Consider the following 17,868-nt stretch of genomic DNA (forward strand, 5'->3'; position numbering starts at 1 on the left):
GCAACACGATGAATAAATTGCAATCTATTTGTCTGATTATATTACTAAATTCTACAGCAGTAATGGCGGCCGACTCGCCTAATTTAAAATTATTCGGAACATTATTAGTGCCACCTCCTTGTGTTATCAGCAATGACGAACGAATTGAGGTTTTTTTTGGTAAGAACGTCGGTATTAATAAAGTTGATGGTATTAACTATACCGAATCGGTGAATTATACCTTGGTATGCGACGCTAATTTAAAAGGCTGGGATTTGGGATTATCAATTATCGGACCTAAAACCCAGTTTGATGAGGCGGCATTGCAAACCAATATTCCCGATTTAGGTATTCATTTAACTCAAGATGGTAAGCCTTTTAAGCTAAATGAGCGTATTGCGATTTCACCAGATTCGCCTCCGGTTATTCAAGCTGTTCCAGTAAAAAGACCGGGAAGTACATTGCCTGAAGGGGCATTTGAAGTCTCAGCCACCTTATTAGCAGAATACCAATAGGAGCGTTTTGATGAAAATAAAAACATTATCGATCCGGTTCATATTGGGTCTATCTGTATCCATAGGGTTAACTTCAGCGGCTTTTGCAATACCGGACAACCTCTATTTTCACGGCATATTAGTTGATGAGCCTTGTACCATAAAACCGGGTGATGAAACCGTGGTACTCGATTTTGGCAATATTCCTGATAAAAACCTTTATGCCTATAAAAGAACGCCAAGCAAGTTATTTCAATTACGTCTGTCAGAATGCGATCTCTCAATCGGTAAAAGCGTCAAAATAACCTTTAAAGGAGAGGAAAATCAAGCAATGGCAGGAGAAGGATTTTTGGCAATAAGTCCGGGCAGCCAAGCTTCTGGTATTGCGGTGGGATTAGAGTCTGAAAATGGTAATGCTCTACCTATAAATAAAGAAACAGACAAGATGTCATTAACTGCGGGTGACACTATTTTGAATTTTTATGCCTTTATTCAAGGTGAGCCGGATGCGATTGCGAATAAGTCGATTAAACGTGGTCCTTTTAGTGCAATAGCCACCTTCTATTTGAATTATGACTGATAATGAAGATTGAGGTTTTACATGTTTATATTTAAACGATTTCCGGCGATATTTATCTTAATAGCGGGGCTTTTCTCAGCACCTGCGATGGCCTCTATTTTTTCTTATATAACAGAATCAACAGGGACACCTTCTAACGCCACTTACACTTATGTTATTGAGCGTTGGGATCCAGAAACCTCAGGAATATTAAATCCTTGTTATGGTTGGCCTGTGTGTTATGTCACAGTGAACCATAAACATACAGTAAATGGTACTGGGGGAAATCCTGCATTTCAGATTGCTCGAATTGAAAAACTACGTACTTTAGCTGAAGTTCGTGATGTAGTACTTAAAAATAGATCATTCCCTATTGAAGGGCAAACCACCCACAGAGGGCCTTCATTAAACTCTAATCAAGAGTGTGTGGGATTATTTTATCAACCGAATTCAAGTGGTATATCACCACGAGGAAAACTCTTACCAGGTTCACTATGCGGTATCGCACCACCACCAGTGGGTGCTTGTAAAATATCTGAAGGTGCGGTGAACCTTAACTATGGTGATATTGATGAAGCTAGTTTAAGTGGTGCTAAGCGCTCTGAAACAATCAATGTAACCTGTAATTTAGCAATGAAAGTGTTGGTTATCGCATCTGGCTCTGATAGTGGGCGGGTACCTCTGCGTGCAGATAAGAGTTTATATGCTGATTTATATCTAAACAATTATCCTGGTGAAAAAGGCGTTACGGTAAATGTTCCAGCAGGCGGTTCAGCGCCAGTCTCTGTGAGTTCAACGCTACGCACGAATGGACGGGTAGCTCCAGGTCGTTTCTCCGGTTCCGGTTCAATTATTTTAACCATGCCTTAATCATGATAATGGGTGAATATTATGATGATGAATTTTGATTTTGCGAATATAGATGTAAATGCTTCTGTAGGTAAAAAGATCCAAAAAAAACGTAAAGAGCTGGGTTATACCGGTATGCAGCTGGCTAAAAAAATTGGTGTCAGCCAGCAACAGTTTTCTCGCTATGAACGAGGTATGAACAAAATAGATCTCAGACATTTAGTGTTGTTAGCTCTCTATTTAAATACACCCATTTATTGGTTTTTTGAGGATTGCTACGTAAAAAAGCCTTCATTAAATAATAAAGGAATAGATAAGCGCAATTATGTTATTGCTCAAGCAACACCTGATGCTTTTCATTATTGATATTAAGTCGATATGACATATTGATGTTTTGCTAGATATTACATTTCTTTGATTGATTACCTTATTGGTAGGGCAAGGGCAACCTTGCCGTTTTTTTATGTTTCATGCAGACTGATTTTATCCCCTTTTCTAAAACGTCTAGTAATATGCTCGATTTTATTTTTCTATTATTTACTGCGTTATTATTAGGCTTTTCTCCTATTTTATTATCATACCGCTTAGTCACAAATAGACTTCTTTTTTAACATCTCTTAGTTAATTCTTGTAATGATGTGACTATAAATAGTAATTTCAGCCGTTATTATCAGGTTTATTAGAGTATTCGAAGCTTTTTATGTACTTTTTAAGGAGTTTTTAGTTCTGTAAAGGTTAATAAATAGACTTTAAAATGTTAAAAAGTGTTAACTTGCGCGCATTTTTTAATTTTAGATATTATAAATTGATTTTAATGTTTGTTATCTATAATTGATGGTATGTTTTTTAACTTATTGTTTAATATTAATTAAATTATATTTTTTTTCATTGTTTGAGTGTTAATTTTAGATAATATCATTTATATGATAGGTATTTACGGATAGTAAAAACAAATTTGGTTGTGTACTGTGCATTTTCTGTTTTTTTATAAAAAGGATAAATCATGCAAACAAAAAAACAGGGAGGAAGTCGTTTTCTACGCACAGTGGAATGGCTTGGAAATGCACTCCCCCATCCCGTTATTTTATTTATTATTTTAATTGCTATTTTACTTGTATCTTCAGCGGTTGGTGAATACTTCGGCGTTACAGTACAAGATCCACGACCAGAAGGCGCTAAAGGGCGCGCTGAAGATGGTTATATTCATATTATCAGTTTACTTGATGCTGATGGTATACGACGTATTCTTGCTAATATTGTTACCAATTTTACAGGGTTTGCTCCTTTAGGAACCGTACTGGTGGCTTTACTCGGTGTCGGAATAGCTGAACGAGCGGGATTATTATCAGCCGTTATGCGTTTAGTGGTTATGAAAGCCCCACGCAAAATGACTACATTAGCCATTGTATTTGCAGGTATTATGTCAAATACTGCAGCTGAATTAGGATATGTTGTCTTGATCCCGCTATCGGCAATTATTTTCCATTCGCTAGGTCGTCATCCATTAGCGGGGATTGCTGCTGCGTTTGCGGGAGTATCTGGCGGATATTCAGCTAACTTACTGTTAGGGACTATCGATCCATTATTATCAGGTATTACACAACAAGCAGCACGCATTATTGACCCAAGCTATATTGTTGGTGCGGAAGCAAACTGGTACTTTATGTTTGTCAGCACCTTTTTAATTACATTTTTAGGCTACATCATCACAGAAAAAATCGTTGAGCCTCAGTTAGGGCCTTATAATGGTAATGAATTAGATGATGAAGAAACTGATCTAAAAAATGCTGCGCAAGTTACCCCTCTTGAGAAAAAAGCACTATGGGCAGCAACAGGAACATTTATTGTGATGGCCATCATTCTGGCATTCACTGTCGTACCTGAAAATGGCATATTAAGAAACCAAGAAACAGGTTTAATTGGTAACTCACCATTCTTAAAATCCATTGTTGTATTCATTTTCTTATTTTTTGCTATCCCCGGTATTGTTTATGGTTGGATAGCTAAGACTATGCGTTCAGATAAAGATATTGTCGATGCCATGGCAAACTCTATGAGCACATTAGGTCTTTATTTAGTAATTATTTTCTTTGCTGCTCAATTTGTGGCTTTTTTTGGCTGGACAAATATAGGGCAAGTGATCGCTGTTAAAGGTGCGGCTTTACTTAATAGTATTGATATGCCAAGTGGGTTGCTATTTTTGGGCTTTATTTTAATTTGCGCCTTTATCAATTTAATGATTGGTTCAGCTTCCGCGCAATGGGCAGTAACGGCGCCTATTTTTGTTCCTATGTTAATGCTGGCAGGTTATGCGCCAGAAACTATTCAAGCAGCTTATCGTATAGGTGATTCGGTGACGAATATTATTACGCCAATGATGAGTTACTTTGGTTTAATCTTAGCGGTTGCCACAAAATATAAGAAAGATACGGGTATTGGAACTATGATCTCGATGATGTTGCCATATTCTATTATCTTCTTAATTGGTTGGTCACTGTTATTCTACCTTTGGGTATTTGTTTTCCACTTACCTGTAGGGCCTGGATCGCCAATTTATTATTCACCGCATGCGGGATAATATTATTCTTTAGATAAGCTTATACAAGGATGTATAGGCTTATTTGTGTTTATGTGTTGCTAACTTTTCTGTTAATTGGGTTGCATAGTCCGTATGTAGAAACTGTGTGTCCATTCCTGCCTGTTGTAATTTTAATTCGAGTAAAGTGAGTTTTTTTTGTAACTGTTCATCTTTGATGCCAGTTTCTGAAAGTGAACTTAATATTTCGGCTAAAGATAATGCATCTTTTCTATCTTGCATTTCTGGGGGCAAAAAGCCGGCATTCTTAAGCAAATGATAACTAGCCCGCAAAGACTCAGGAACATGACTGTTATCATCTAATACCAAGGGTTTACCTTCTCCTGGCAAAGAAGAGAGTTCACCATTTTTCAACGCCTTTTCAATGTGGCGCTCCGCCCATTCATCAAGAATTGACATTATTCAGCCTCAACATTAATGACTAATGTAATCAATAAAATAACAAACTTAATTTCACTTGATCAAATCACATAAAATGATATTATATTTTTATATTATATAAAAATATATATTGTTGTAGGGAGAGTAAAATGAGCAAGTACCAAGAAATAGTAACAGACATCTCGGGAAATATGGGGACATTATCTAAAAATATTCCTGAAGTTATGAAGTCATTTATGAGTACCACCAAAGCAAGCTCTAAAGATGGTGTGCTCGATGCTAAAACCAAAGAGCTGATTGCTATTGCCATTGCTGTTGCTAATCGTTGCGATGGTTGTATAGGTTTTCATACTAAAACCCTAGTTGAATTAGGGACGACAGAGCAGGAGCTTGCAGAAGCATTGGGCGTCGCGATTTATATGGGAGGGGGCCCTTCTGTGATGTATGCGTCCAATACCATGGGTGCTTTTAAAGAATTTAGTCAATAGTATTTAATAAAATTTAGTTATCATTATAGCCAGCATATTGCTGGCTTTTTGGGTTTTAAAGCTTATAGTGGCTCACTTATATTTTAGTTTTTCTTAATGATTACTAATGGTATTAGTTATATTCGTGAAATGCCAAAAGGAAATTATTATTGATAACCTTTTTTTATAAAAACATAAAGGAATTGTGAGTATTTTTACGTAAAAAAATAAAAGATAACAATTTGATTTTTAATAATATTTTTTTATTTCTCTATTTTTATTAATAAAGCTTTAATAAATATATTTGAATTTTTTATAAAATATTATGACTAATTGATGTTGATAAATAATGTAGTGCGTTTATTTGAGGAATTATGAATATAGCGATGACAGAAAGATATAAATGGTTATTGTTTTTCCTATTTATCTTATTAACTTATTTTATTCCTTTAGAAACGCGCCTGTTATGGCAACCAGATGAAATTCGTTATGCTGAAATTAGCCGTGAAATGTTAGTTTCTGGCAATTGGTCAGTGCCTTATCTTCTTGATATTCGGTATTTTGAAAAACCTGTTTTAGGATATTGGATCAATTGTATTGCTCAGTGGCTATTTGGTGAAAGCCATTTTGCGGTGCGTATTGTTGTAGTAACATCAACCTTATTAACAGGATGGCTTATTTATAAAGCGGCAATGGTAGTTTGGCGCAATAGCGCTCTTGCTTTTAATGCTATGACCGTTTTTTTATCTTCTTTTCTGGTATTAGCAATAGGTACTTATAATATATTAGATCCTATTGTGACGCTGTTTGTGACCGCTGCAATGTACTCATTTTTAGTTGCGTTATCGACCCCGAATAAAAAGGGCAAAATAATTGCTTATATGGGTATTGGCTTTTTTTGCGCACTTGGTTTTTTAACAAAAGGCTTTATTGCGGTTGTTTTACCTGCATTAGTTTTTTTAGTCATGGCAATTAGTCAAGCTCGCTTTAAAGAAGTGGTTTGCTATTCCTCTATTGCATTGTTAGCTCTCGCTATTACAGCTGGACCTTGGGTGATTACTGTTGCATTACAAGCACCGGATTATTGGAATTATTTTTTCTGGGTTGAACATGTACAGCGTTTTATTGCTAAAGAGTCTGCTCGCTCACAACCAACGTGGTTCTATATCCCGATAGTTATATTGGGTGTATTGCCTTGGCTAGGTTTTTTATTTGGTGCATTAAAATCAGCTTTCTCTTTAAAAAAAGGTACACTCTATTTTCTGCTGTGGTTTGCTCTCTTTTTTGCTTTTTTCTCAGCCTCAAAAGGAAAACTATTAACCTATATGCTACCGTGCTTTGTGCCATTATCTATTTTAATTGCACACTATATCGAAGAGTTAAAAGATAGACCTGATGAGAAAATTAGCAAAGTGAATGCATCTATTAATATTGCTTTTGGGCTAATGGGTATATCAGCCGTTATCTATTCTTTATACAGTGCCAAATTTGCGCTTTATGATACGAATGAAACGTTAAAAATAGTGTTAGCAATAAGTGGGTTTTTATTTTGGAGTGTGATTGGTGCGGGGGCGCTGTTTAGACAAACACAGTTTTTAACGATGTTTTGCTCTATCGGACTAAGTTTAGTTATTGGCTATGCAATCCCAGAAAAGATAGAAAGTAGGAGTACACCAGAAAATATTATCCAACGTTATTATGAGCCTTTGAGTAATAAATCGTATCTTTTAACGGACGAAGTTGGTATTGGTACATCACTTGCTTGGGGACTAAAACGTACTGATATTCGTTTAACAGAGACGAAAGGTGAGTTGGCTTATGGTTTAAATTACCCAGATGTAAAAAATAAATACTATAGCCTTGAACAGCTATTAGCATTAATTGAAGCAAACCAATATAAAGGGGTAGCGATTGTTTTAGTCAGACCTGATAGAAAGCAGATTTTGACTAAATTGACTACATTAAAGGAAAAGCCGATAGTAGAAAAAGAGGGCGATTTAACGCTGGTGTTCTTTAATTAGCTGAATTGCTTTAATATTTATTTTGCTGTGATGTTTTTTCTCAGTGAGTATTGATCATGTATTACGATTTTGCTTTTCGTGTGATTTATATGTGATCTAGATTAAAAAACAGAATTTGTCGGTAAATATATTTTGCTCTTTGTCGTTTTAATGGTAGGTTTAAAATGTGTCCATTAGAACGGAGTTAGCTAAGCACTATATGACAAGTCACTTAACTTTATCAGAACCCCCACCCAGACAAAATGTACTCATGAATAGGGGGAATTTATGCTGATTTTTTTAACTGAATGTATTATCGGTCTGGCATCAATTGCTCTTACTCACCGTGTATTAATGTTGTACGGTAATAAAAAGAAGTGATGAAAATACGATATGCTAATAAGCTAAGTAATCTATTAGACTAACTATCATAGACGCAAAGCCCTATAACCTGATTAATTATAGGGCTTTTATTATAGTATTGAGTTAAATTAAATATATATTTTCAGCTACTGAAAATAGTTTTCAATAATTTTTATTTTTTCAATGTCTAGTGTATTGGTATATTGATGTAATAATGCCCAAGCTTGAATATAATCATATTTGGCTTTGATTAAATCTTGCTGCGCTCTATATAAAAGCTCTTCCGCATTAAGCACATCAACCATCGTTCGCTGACCACCAACATAGCTTTTTCGTGTTGCATTTAATTGTAACTTAGCGGAACTAACGGCTTGCTCAAAAGCCATTAATTTAATATGACTCGTTGAGCAAATTTGATATTGATATCTTAATTCCTGAATAATATTTTGAATAATAGCATCCCTTTCAAATGCACTCATCTGATATTTTGCTGTCGACTGACGCATTGATGCCGTTGTTTTACCCCCATTAAATAAAGGCATACTGACATAAAAACCCACGTTAGCAGATTGGTATTTCTGGTTAATGGTATTATTACTATCAGAATTACTACTAGAGTAAGCCGCATAAAATTGTACTGTTGGGAAAAATTCTCCTCTATTTTTCTCAATCTCTTGTTTAGCTATCGCCATTTCATGACGAGCAGATTGTATCTTTAAGTTATTTTGTATGGCATTTTTTTCCCATGTGGAATAGTCATCGGGAGCCAGTGATTGAAGAACAAACTTTGTATCAGTTAGCTTTGCGATGTGCTCATGAGTAGGCAATTGTGAACCGATCATAGCACTGAGTTTGTTTTTAGCCTTTTCAATTTCTAATTGAAGATCGGTATATTGTGACTGGGTTAAATATAAACGAGTCTCTATTTCAGCAATATCTGTTTTGGTTCCTTCTCCTAACTCAAATAGGCGTTGACTTGAAGCTAGTTGTTTTTGATAGATTTCTTGCTGTGCTTGATTTAGCAATAATTTATCTTGTGTATAAGCAACTTGAATATAATTATCAATAAGTCGAATAATTAATTCTGAAAATTTATTTTGATAATGACTGTCTGCTAATAATGTTTTAATGATAGAAGCTTTGTATTCACTAAATGCGGTGTAGTCAAATAGTGGTTGACTAATAATCGCGTTGACAGAATAGCTTTGATAGTTTTGATACTCAACTGTTGTTATTTTATCCTGAAATATATTTATTGGATAAGCCTTACGTTGCCAGTTGCGAGGATTATTTTTGTAATTGACAGAAATATTGGGTAGCAATTGTGATAACCCGATATTTTCATACTCTTTACCTGCTACTTGCTCTTTTACAGCTGCATTAAATGTGGGATCATGTTTAATCGCTAAAAAATAGAGATCAGACAGTGTAACCGCTGAAGCTGGCAAGCTTAGGAGTCCTACGGAAAAAAGTGTAAAAAGTTTTTTTATTAGCATTATTATTCTTCCGTTAATGAAGTATGGAGCCTATCCAATACTGGTTTGAAAAGATAATTTAATAATGAGCGATCGCCAGTTTTAATAAATACATCAACGGGCATACCTGCTTTCAATTTATTTTTATTATCTGCTAATAATGTATAATCTTTTATGTTAATAAGAACTTGATAATATGGCTCAGTTGTTCGTTCATCAATTAATCTATCGGCAGAAATAATCGTTACTTCACCAGGAATTTTTGGCGTGGTATTTTGATTAAAGGCACTAAAGATCAAATCAACGGGAAGGCCAGGAGTTACCTTATCAATAAGATGCGGAGCAAGACGCGCTTCAATAACAAGTTGATGATCTTCAGGCACTATGTCCATCAATGTCTGACCTGTTTTTACAAAGCCACCTTGGGTAAAAACAGAAAGATCCATTACAGTACCCGATATCGGTGCGATAATTGCCATTTTAGCTAATTTATCTGTTTCTATAATAAGTTGTTTTTCTGTTTCACTGATTTGTAATTGTATTTTATTTAGCTCTGTTCGAGCTAGTTGGTGGAAATTGGCATTACGTTGTAATATTCTTTGCTCATATTCTAATTTTTGTTTTTCTAATGCACTTATTTGCCCAAAAGTCTCGTTGAGTTGATTATTATTTTCTGCTAATTCTCGCACCATTTCTTGATATCGATGACGAGGAATATATCCTTCATTAGCTAATATTTGTAAATCATTAAGCTGATTTTGTAGATTACTAATTTGACTCTTTTTATTCTGGATTGAGCGCTTTAGATGGGTTAGGCGACCAGTAATGCCATCGATAGCTGCTTTATAACCATTTATTTCACTTATTAATTCTGCATTTTTTTCATTTAATAAACGATTTTGTTGTAGTAATAACTTCTCTCTATTTTCAGTAGATGAATAGTATTTATCGCTATTATTTAATTTAAATGAAGTTTGTTGATTAAGTTCAGCGTATAATCTTTGTTGAGTGATCAGTAAATTATCATATTGCTCTGATAACGATTTTACTAAGGCTTGAGATTGAATAGGGCTTAGCTGTATCAGAGTTTGTCCAGCTGATACCGGATCACCATTTTTTACAAAAATATGAGTAATAATACCTTCAACAGAAGACTGTACACTTTTTTTATTCCCCGATATTACTACGTTTCCTATTGCAGGAACGCCTTTATCAAGGGGCGCGAAAGCAGCCCAAAAAATAAAAATTGCTAAGCCTAATAAAACCACAGTCCATCCAATAACGAGAAATTTCTTTGGATCATCTGAAATTTTTTCTGACAGTGGTATAACATTTTTTTCTATAGTCATGATCAATTCCGAAAAATTAAGCGTTATTTGAGGTTGCTGGTGTTGAAGAAATAGTGTTTGCCGTTTTTGTGATAGTTGGATTATTTAATTCAGCAATAACAGACGCCGTTGGACCGAATAATTTGGTGTTTCCATCAAATATCACTAATAATTTATTAGTGACAGAAAGTAGCTGTTTTTGGTGGGTAATTAAAATAACGGTTTTTTTATGCTGTTTTAATGTTTCGATCGCCTGTGTTAACGCTCTAATACCTAAATCATCTAAATTAGAATTTGGCTCATCTAAGACAACTAACGTGGGATCGCCATATAATGCTCTGGCTAATGCAATACGTTGTTTTTGTCCGCCGGATAATCCTTCACCGTGAGCACCAATTTGGGTTTCATATCCTTGAGGAAAGCGTAAAATCATCTCGTGTACATGTGCCATTTTGGCGGCTTGGATCACTTTTTGAGGATCAACCTCAGTAAAGCGTGCAATATTTTCAGCGATAGTGCCGGGGAAAAGGGCGATTTCTTGAGGTAAATAACCAATATGTGGACCAATTTCTTCTTTACTCCACTGAAAGATATCCGCATTATCTAATCGTACAATGCCTTTTTTGACCTGCCATATACCGACAATAAATTTTGCTAAAGAAGACTTACCAGAAGCACTCGGGCCAATAATACCTAGTATATCTCCCGGTAATAGAGCAAAATTGATATTATTTAGTAATATTCTGTCACTGTGTGGATACACGGCTTCATCGATATTAACAAGTAATTGGCCTTGAGGCTTAGGTAAGGCCATTTTTTTATTTTCTTGAGGGTATGTTTTTAATAAAGTTGTCAATCGATTGTAGGCTGCTTTACTACTATCCCAACTTTTCCATACATTGATCACTTGCTCAATAGGGGCTAATGCTCGACCTAAAAGTATTGAACCGGCAATCATCATTCCAGGACTGATAGTATTATCAATAGCAAGCCATCCCCCTAAACCTAGCATTAAAGATTGTAATGCCATACGTGTTACTTTTGTGATAGCGTTAATACCAGCTGCATTATCACTGGCTTGTGTTTGTGCTTGTAAATATTTGAAATGAGAGGTTTGCCATTGTTTACGTAATTGACTAAGCATTCCCATCGCTTCGATAGTCTGTGGATGTTCTAAATGATGACTTTGTATTAGTTGTGCTTGATTGGCAAAATTGTTCGCTTTTTTTAAATGATTTTTAGATAGATATTCATTAAGGATAGCCAAAGCAAATAAGATAAGGGCACCACAAAGTGCAAATAATCCTAACCAAGGATTAAATAAAGTAATAACTAAAAGGTAAATAGGGAACCAAGGTAGATCAAAGAAAGTGAATATGGCATGACTAGTAATGAATTGTCGTAAAGTAATTAGATCTGTTAATGCTAACGTTGGATTAATATTCGCTATTTTGTTTAATTTTTCTCGGTAAGCTGCAGTATAAATGCGTGAATTAAGTGATAAATCTAATTTATTACTCATACGTATAACAATAATGCTTCTTAAATATTCTAATCCTCCCATAAAGATAAAAAGAGCTAACATAATGATTGTTAGCATCAATAGTGTCATTTCATTACCTGATGGTAATACTCGATCGTAAATTTGTAACATATAAATAGAAGGGACTAACATTAATATATTAATTAAAGCGGTAAATAGCCCAATAGAGAGAAAAACTTTTCGTCTCTCTTTTATGATACTTGTTATCTCGTTATTATATTTTATTTGTGGCATGTGGTATTCCTGATTTAATTTGTCTATTTTTAGTACTAAATATCTTTTGTTGGTTTTAAAGAAGTGTCTATTTTCTCTTTATTTTTTATTATGAATATCAAAATAGCTTCATTTAAAGCAAAAGAGGGTAGGAGAAATAACTTTCTCCTACCCAACTATGACTTAAACAATAAAATCAGTTTCGTAATTAACAAAACCTACGATATCAATTTTAAAATCAGGATTATAATTATAGCCATAAGCATTAATGGCTAATTCAGAAGCATTGGTTACTTCATTATAGCTAAGAGTTGCTTCGCCAGCATTTCCTGTAAAGTTATCAACAAAGTTAAGAATTTTGCTACTAAATGTATCTTGAATTAATGTTGATAAATCAATTTTATCAATACCGGTTTTGAAATCCATTATTTTATCTGCGGCTGTTACTAAAGAATCTGCAATTTCTTTATAAATAAAGGTATTGCTTCCTGTGCCACCATGTAATGTATCTTGTCCACGACCACCATAAATAGTGTTATTACCACTATGGCCATAGATAATATCGTCTCCTTCGCCTCCAATAAGAGTATTATCAGCATCATTACCATGAATAATATCATTACCAAAACCACCAATCGCGTTTTCTATGGTAACATTTTGTGCAATGGAAACATTTTTCTGTAATCCCCCCACATCAGAAAAGTTCCCAGCACGTAAATCAATCAGTTGATCTTGATAGAAGCCTGAGAAATCAAATGTATCGTTACCACCACTATCCCATACAGAGAAAATTAATTTATCATTGCTATCAGTAGCCGTATAATAATCAATCCCAGTATTTGAATTGAAACCATATACATCATCACCTGTTCTGGTAGTCGTATTTGCGCCATAGAGATATTGCATAGCAGAAATATCATGAAGGAGAGGGGCTCCAGCATAAGCACCTTGGAAGTGGGCGCCTGTTTCATATTCATCCCAATAGCTCATTACTGTATATTGGCGACTATCTTCCGCATAATCAGATTTTAAATAACCTGGAACATTCTGACCTGCGTTATAATCACCAGGATGCATAAGACCCAGTGTATGACCAATTTCATGGATAATAGTTAAACGACCATAATTACCCAATTCTGGTGTAGTATTACCTGCATAATGATAATCACTAAACCATGCTTGGCCAGAAAGATCTTTTCCATAAGCATAGGTATTAGGCAATGTTGCATAAGCCTGAAATGTGCCATTGGGATCATAGATATTACCAAAAGTAATATCTGTTTTTACGTCAGAAGCCTTCATTCCATCAACATTCCCAACAGCAACTTCAGTAAATTTAATATTTGCAATGTCAGACCATGCATCTAAAGATTTTCTTGCATGCTCTTTTTGTAATTCATTAAATTCATAAGGATTCTTATTACCAAATTGATTAAATTTGCCTTCCCATTTTGGGAATGAATAAGTCACCTCAGCGGGTTGCCCAATAACATATTTGCCATTCCAAGTGGAATCTTCACGGGCTATATGTTTTCCTGCGGTATCATAATCAAAAGAAGGTAATACTTTGGTTGAATAGTTATAGAAGATCCCGCTTTTATCTAATAAATCAGAAATATTAGATAACCCAACGGCTTTTTTTAATAAAAAAGATCCCATAATATCCTCCAGATATAAATTTAGGTTAAGTTTATTTTCATACTGAAAATATATTTATCTGGCGAATGCCATTGAGGATAAAGATAGACATTAATTATTATTAATCTAGGGGGGTAAAATAAGTTTTTAAATAATTGTGAAGTAAAGTGTGTTTTAAGTCAGAATAATTTAATGAGGTGAATATAAGTATAGTTATATTTTATTTTTAGATGATTTCTATTGTTAGTTATTGTTTTATAATTGAAAGGAAAATTTTACTTAAGTTTGATTTTTAATTTAATTAATGGGTTTGTTTAAAATTAATGTATCATTTATTATGTTAAGTTGTTTGATGTTTGATGTTTGATGTTTGATGTTTGATGTTTGTTTTATTTCTATAGTAATAATAATATTGGTGAATAATAAACAAAATAAAAATAACATAATGTATTATTTTTATACTGCTAAAAAACAGAACATCTAAATAAAAAAGGACTACAATATAATCATAATCCTTATTGTTAATTAGAATAATATCTTTATATATCTAAAAGATCATTGTAACTTAATATACCCTCAAGTTTTATAAAGATAGTCGAATGATGGTCGTTATTGGCTGTTGAAATAGTTATTGTGGTTTTATTTGTATGAATATCATTATGTAAAACTATTTCATTTTCATTTCCTGATAATTGTTCTACTCGTTTCATTTTTGATATATCGATTTTTTTATAATTTTGATCAACAAAAATAATTTTGTCTTCATTCGTATTAAAATCAAAAATTAAATTATAACTTTTAGCGCCTTTATAGCATAAGAAGTTAAAAGTATCATTTCCTTGTTCACCATATAATAGATTAGTACCTAATCCACAATAAAATATATCATTCCCTTCACCACCTTGAAGTTCATTTCGTCCTGCTTTTGATATCGAAAATAATAGATCATTGCCTTTACCGCCAATGAATGTATTATTTCCATAATAATCAACAAGGGTATCATCTCCATCACCACCAAAGAGTTTATCATTACCTTTATTTCCATAGAGGTAATCATTACCCATACTACCATGGAGAATATCATTACCCATACCACCATGGAGAATATCATCACCTATACCTCCATAGAGATAATCATTGCCTATATCACCATAGAGAATATCATTACCCATACCACCATAGAGGTGATCATTACCCAAACCACCATTGATAGTATCATTACCATCACCACCTATAAGTTCATTATTAGCACTATTTCCTATGATAGTATCATCGCCTTTACCACCAATAGCATTTTCAATAATCGTTTTGTAGGCAATAGAGATATTACTCCGTAACCCGCCAATATCTGAAAAGCTACCTTCATTTAGGTTAATAACTTGATTAACGGTATATAGGGAAAAGTCTAATGTATCAATTTCCCCCGAATCCCAAATACAACTTACTAATTTATCTTCTATGCTTTTTAAGGAGTAAGCGACACGTCCGGTATTAGAATGAAATCCATAGATATTATTTTCAAGGCGTGTGGTCATATTTTCGCCATAGAGCTGTTGCAATAATAATATATCTAATAGCATAAAGGTCATGGGATAAAGACCACCAAAATCAGCATGCTCTGAGGTTGGTATATCATAACCCATAACAGAATATTTCAATGAAGCTAATACATGATTTTTATCTTTATATTCTAAGTATTGCCAACTATGGCTTAGCCCGAGTGCATGACCAACTTCATGCAAAACAACTTTATAATGATATGTACCTGGCTGATATTTATTATTTTTTAGTGTTTCAATTAGAGTATTGGTTTTTTTTATTATCAGAACAGTACCATTATCTTTAAAATTGAAAGCATCACCAATATTACCTTCTGTTTTTATATAATTATCAAGATCATGTTGATGTATTATCTTATAATATTGGTGTGATGATAAATTTAAAAATATAGTTCCAGAGTATTGGTATTGTTCATCAATATTTATCTTTTTTATAGGGGTTGAATACCTGCTAGGATAGGTTGCAAAACCTCTGGTGGTATATGAAAATTCTATTGAACCATGACTAATATGAAAATCATCGTAAAAACCAAATTTTATATCGGCATCGAATTCTGGATTAGATGCAACAAACTTTGCTTGTGTTATATGGGCAATTTCATTAAGAATATCGGAAATAACTTCTTGTTGATGAGGATATATGGTTGTTTGTGTATTATAAAAATAAGGATGTATACTATTCTTATTTTTATTAATACTATTTTCTATATCCTCTATATCTTTTTCTAATTCAGCTATTCTACTTATTGAATATTTATTTCTATAATATTTTAATGAAGCGATTTCTTTTTCTTTTTTTTCCTTAAGATAGGTCAATTCATATACTTTAGCGGTATGTTTTATTGATTCTATTCTATCTTTTTCTGTTACTGAATATTTTTTATTTGAGTAATTTCTTTTTTTATCATAATCAGGAAATATATAAGTTATTTTGGTGATATTACTATGTGGTTGTTTAGGCCAACCATACATATAATTTATAACAATTTTACCATCAGGTAGATAGAAGTAAGTTGGTTTTTTTATTGAGTTAAAACTATTCATACTAAATCCTTTTACCAAAAGAGAATTTTCTATATTTCTTAATTTTATAATTAATGGATATATATATGGGAATAACTTTTATAAAACAAACTATTTATTAGTATGTTTTTAGTCGATTGCTATTAATTATTTATACGCATATTATGCTAGATTATTATTAATATAATAATTGATAGTTATTTATAGAGTAATAATTTAAATTTTTACAAATCATATGGTGAAATGTATTTATACCGCAAAGAGTTCATCGTGGTTAAATATACCGACAATCTCTATATGTACAATGGACTTATCATCGTTAGAAGATATTGAAACGTCTATGATGGTCTTGTTGGCTGGTTTGTTATAATTTAATGAAAATTCATTTTTATCTCCTGATAATTTATCAACTTTTTTCATTTTTGATATATCTATTTTTCTATAATCCCTAGTGAGCAAAGTTATTTTATCCTTGTTTTTTTCAAAATCCCAAATTGAACTATTGCTTTCAATGCCCTCATAGCAGAAAAAATTAAAGGTATCATTTCCTTGTCCACCGGTTACATTATGAGTTCCTGTGCCTAAATATATTTCATCATCACCTTCTCCCCCTTGAATGATATTTCTGCCTGGAAGCCCTCTATCCATTGATGCTACACAGATCCGATCATTACCCTTACCACCATTCAACATATTAGCACCATAATAATCAATAAGCATATCATCTCCATCATCACCATAGAGCACATCATTTCCCATTTCTCCGTATATAACATCGTTTCCAGAGCCACCATAGAATAAATCATTGCCATCACCGCCATAGAATAAATCATTGCCATCACCACCTATGAGGTTATTATCAAAAGGATTTCCTATGAGAGTATCATCACCTTTACCACCAATCGCATTTTCAATAATCGTTTTATAGGCAATAGAGATATTACTCCGTAATCCTCCAATATCTGAAAAACAGCCCTCATTGAGATTAATGACTTGATTAACGGTATATAGGGAAAAGTCTAATGTATCAATTCCTCCTGAATCCCAAATACAGCTCACTAGTTTATCTTCTATGCTATTTAAAGAGTAAGCGGCGCGTCCCGTATTGGAATTAAATCCATAGGTATTATTTTCAAGGCGTGTGGTCATATTTGGGCCATAGAGATATTGTAATAATAATATATCTACTAGCATAAAGGTCATAGGATAAAGGCCACCAAAATCTGCCTCTTCAATATCAGCAAAATCAATGCTCATAATTGAATACTTATATGAATATAATACTTTATGTTCTTTATTTGGTATATATTTCCAGCTATGGTTTAACCCTAGAGCATGGCCTAATTCATGCATAAAAACAAGATATTCATATGAGCCAATTTTATGTTTATTTTGTTGGTA

At 33.5% G+C, this 17,868-nt stretch carries 14 protein-coding genes; 7 read left to right on the top strand and 7 right to left on the bottom strand.

What is annotated here, in order from left to right:
* Window positions 1-8 precede the first annotated feature (8 nt).
* From HMPREF3129_RS15910 to HMPREF3129_RS15930, 5 genes are all read left to right on the top strand, one after another.
* Window positions 9-494, top strand: a complete 486-nt coding sequence (locus HMPREF3129_RS15910) for a fimbrial protein (protein ID WP_004244922.1) — start codon at window positions 9-11, stop codon at window positions 492-494.
* A gap of 10 nt (window positions 495-504) precedes the next feature.
* Complete coding sequence (locus tag HMPREF3129_RS15915) at window positions 505-1,053, top strand: fimbrial protein (protein WP_004244920.1); 549 nt, start codon at window positions 505-507, stop codon at window positions 1,051-1,053.
* Window positions 1,054-1,074: 21 nt separating this feature from the next.
* Complete coding sequence (gene mrpH / locus HMPREF3129_RS15920) at window positions 1,075-1,902, top strand: MR/P fimbria adhesin subunit MrpH (RefSeq protein ID WP_004244918.1); 828 nt, start codon at window positions 1,075-1,077, stop codon at window positions 1,900-1,902.
* A gap of 21 nt (window positions 1,903-1,923) precedes the next feature.
* The gene (mrpJ, locus tag HMPREF3129_RS15925) at window positions 1,924-2,247 is read left to right on the top strand and encodes a transcriptional regulator MrpJ (RefSeq protein ID WP_004244917.1); all 324 of its coding nucleotides are present in this window, start codon (window positions 1,924-1,926) and stop codon (window positions 2,245-2,247) included.
* 637 nt (window positions 2,248-2,884) lie between these two features.
* Window positions 2,885-4,459: an AbgT family transporter gene (locus tag HMPREF3129_RS15930; protein ID WP_004244916.1), complete on the top strand. Its 1,575-nt coding sequence runs from the start codon at window positions 2,885-2,887 to the stop codon at window positions 4,457-4,459.
* 39 nt (window positions 4,460-4,498) lie between these two features.
* On the opposite strand, the gene HMPREF3129_RS15935 is transcribed toward HMPREF3129_RS15930, so the two are convergent.
* Window positions 4,499-4,876: a DnaJ family domain-containing protein gene (locus tag HMPREF3129_RS15935; protein WP_004244915.1), complete on the bottom strand. Its 378-nt coding sequence runs from the start codon at window positions 4,874-4,876 to the stop codon at window positions 4,499-4,501.
* A 131-nt stretch (window positions 4,877-5,007) separates the two neighbouring features.
* Here HMPREF3129_RS15935 and HMPREF3129_RS15940 point away from each other — a divergent pair, with 131 nt between their 5' ends.
* Together HMPREF3129_RS15940 and arnT are read left to right on the top strand one after the other, a co-directional pair.
* Window positions 5,008-5,346, top strand: a complete 339-nt coding sequence (locus tag HMPREF3129_RS15940) for a carboxymuconolactone decarboxylase family protein (protein ID WP_004252444.1) — start codon at window positions 5,008-5,010, stop codon at window positions 5,344-5,346.
* A 365-nt stretch (window positions 5,347-5,711) separates the two neighbouring features.
* Window positions 5,712-7,346 (top strand): lipid IV(A) 4-amino-4-deoxy-L-arabinosyltransferase, encoded by a 1,635-nt coding sequence (arnT, locus tag HMPREF3129_RS15945; protein WP_223302911.1) that lies wholly within the window; start codon window positions 5,712-5,714, stop codon window positions 7,344-7,346.
* A gap of 488 nt (window positions 7,347-7,834) precedes the next feature.
* On the opposite strand, the gene HMPREF3129_RS15950 is transcribed toward arnT, so the two are convergent.
* The 6 genes from HMPREF3129_RS15950 to HMPREF3129_RS19050 form a co-directional block, all read right to left on the bottom strand.
* Window positions 7,835-9,136, bottom strand: coding sequence for a TolC family outer membrane protein (locus HMPREF3129_RS15950; protein ID WP_223302912.1), 1,302 nt, complete (start codon window positions 9,134-9,136; stop codon window positions 7,835-7,837).
* A 50-nt stretch (window positions 9,137-9,186) separates the two neighbouring features.
* Window positions 9,187-10,512 carry an HlyD family type I secretion periplasmic adaptor subunit gene (locus tag HMPREF3129_RS15955; protein WP_036919863.1) on the bottom strand — a complete coding sequence of 442 codons (1,326 nt, stop codon included), beginning with the start codon at window positions 10,510-10,512 and terminating at the stop codon, window positions 9,187-9,189.
* 16 nt (window positions 10,513-10,528) lie between these two features.
* Window positions 10,529-12,268 (bottom strand): type I secretion system permease/ATPase, encoded by a 1,740-nt coding sequence (locus HMPREF3129_RS15960; protein ID WP_036919864.1) that lies wholly within the window; start codon window positions 12,266-12,268, stop codon window positions 10,529-10,531.
* A 162-nt stretch (window positions 12,269-12,430) separates the two neighbouring features.
* Window positions 12,431-13,906 (bottom strand): serralysin family metalloprotease ZapA, encoded by a 1,476-nt coding sequence (locus tag HMPREF3129_RS15965; protein ID WP_004247335.1) that lies wholly within the window; start codon window positions 13,904-13,906, stop codon window positions 12,431-12,433.
* A 518-nt stretch (window positions 13,907-14,424) separates the two neighbouring features.
* Window positions 14,425-16,488, bottom strand: coding sequence for a M10 family metallopeptidase (locus HMPREF3129_RS15970; protein WP_036919865.1), 2,064 nt, complete (start codon window positions 16,486-16,488; stop codon window positions 14,425-14,427).
* A gap of 228 nt (window positions 16,489-16,716) precedes the next feature.
* Window positions 16,717-17,868: M10 family metallopeptidase C-terminal domain-containing protein (locus HMPREF3129_RS19050; protein WP_254668262.1), on the bottom strand; the 1,152-nt coding region annotated here is incomplete at its 5' end.

The organism is Proteus sp. HMSC14B05, from assembly GCF_001808035.1.
GTDB classification, from domain to species: Bacteria; Pseudomonadota; Gammaproteobacteria; order Enterobacterales; family Enterobacteriaceae; genus Proteus; species Proteus mirabilis.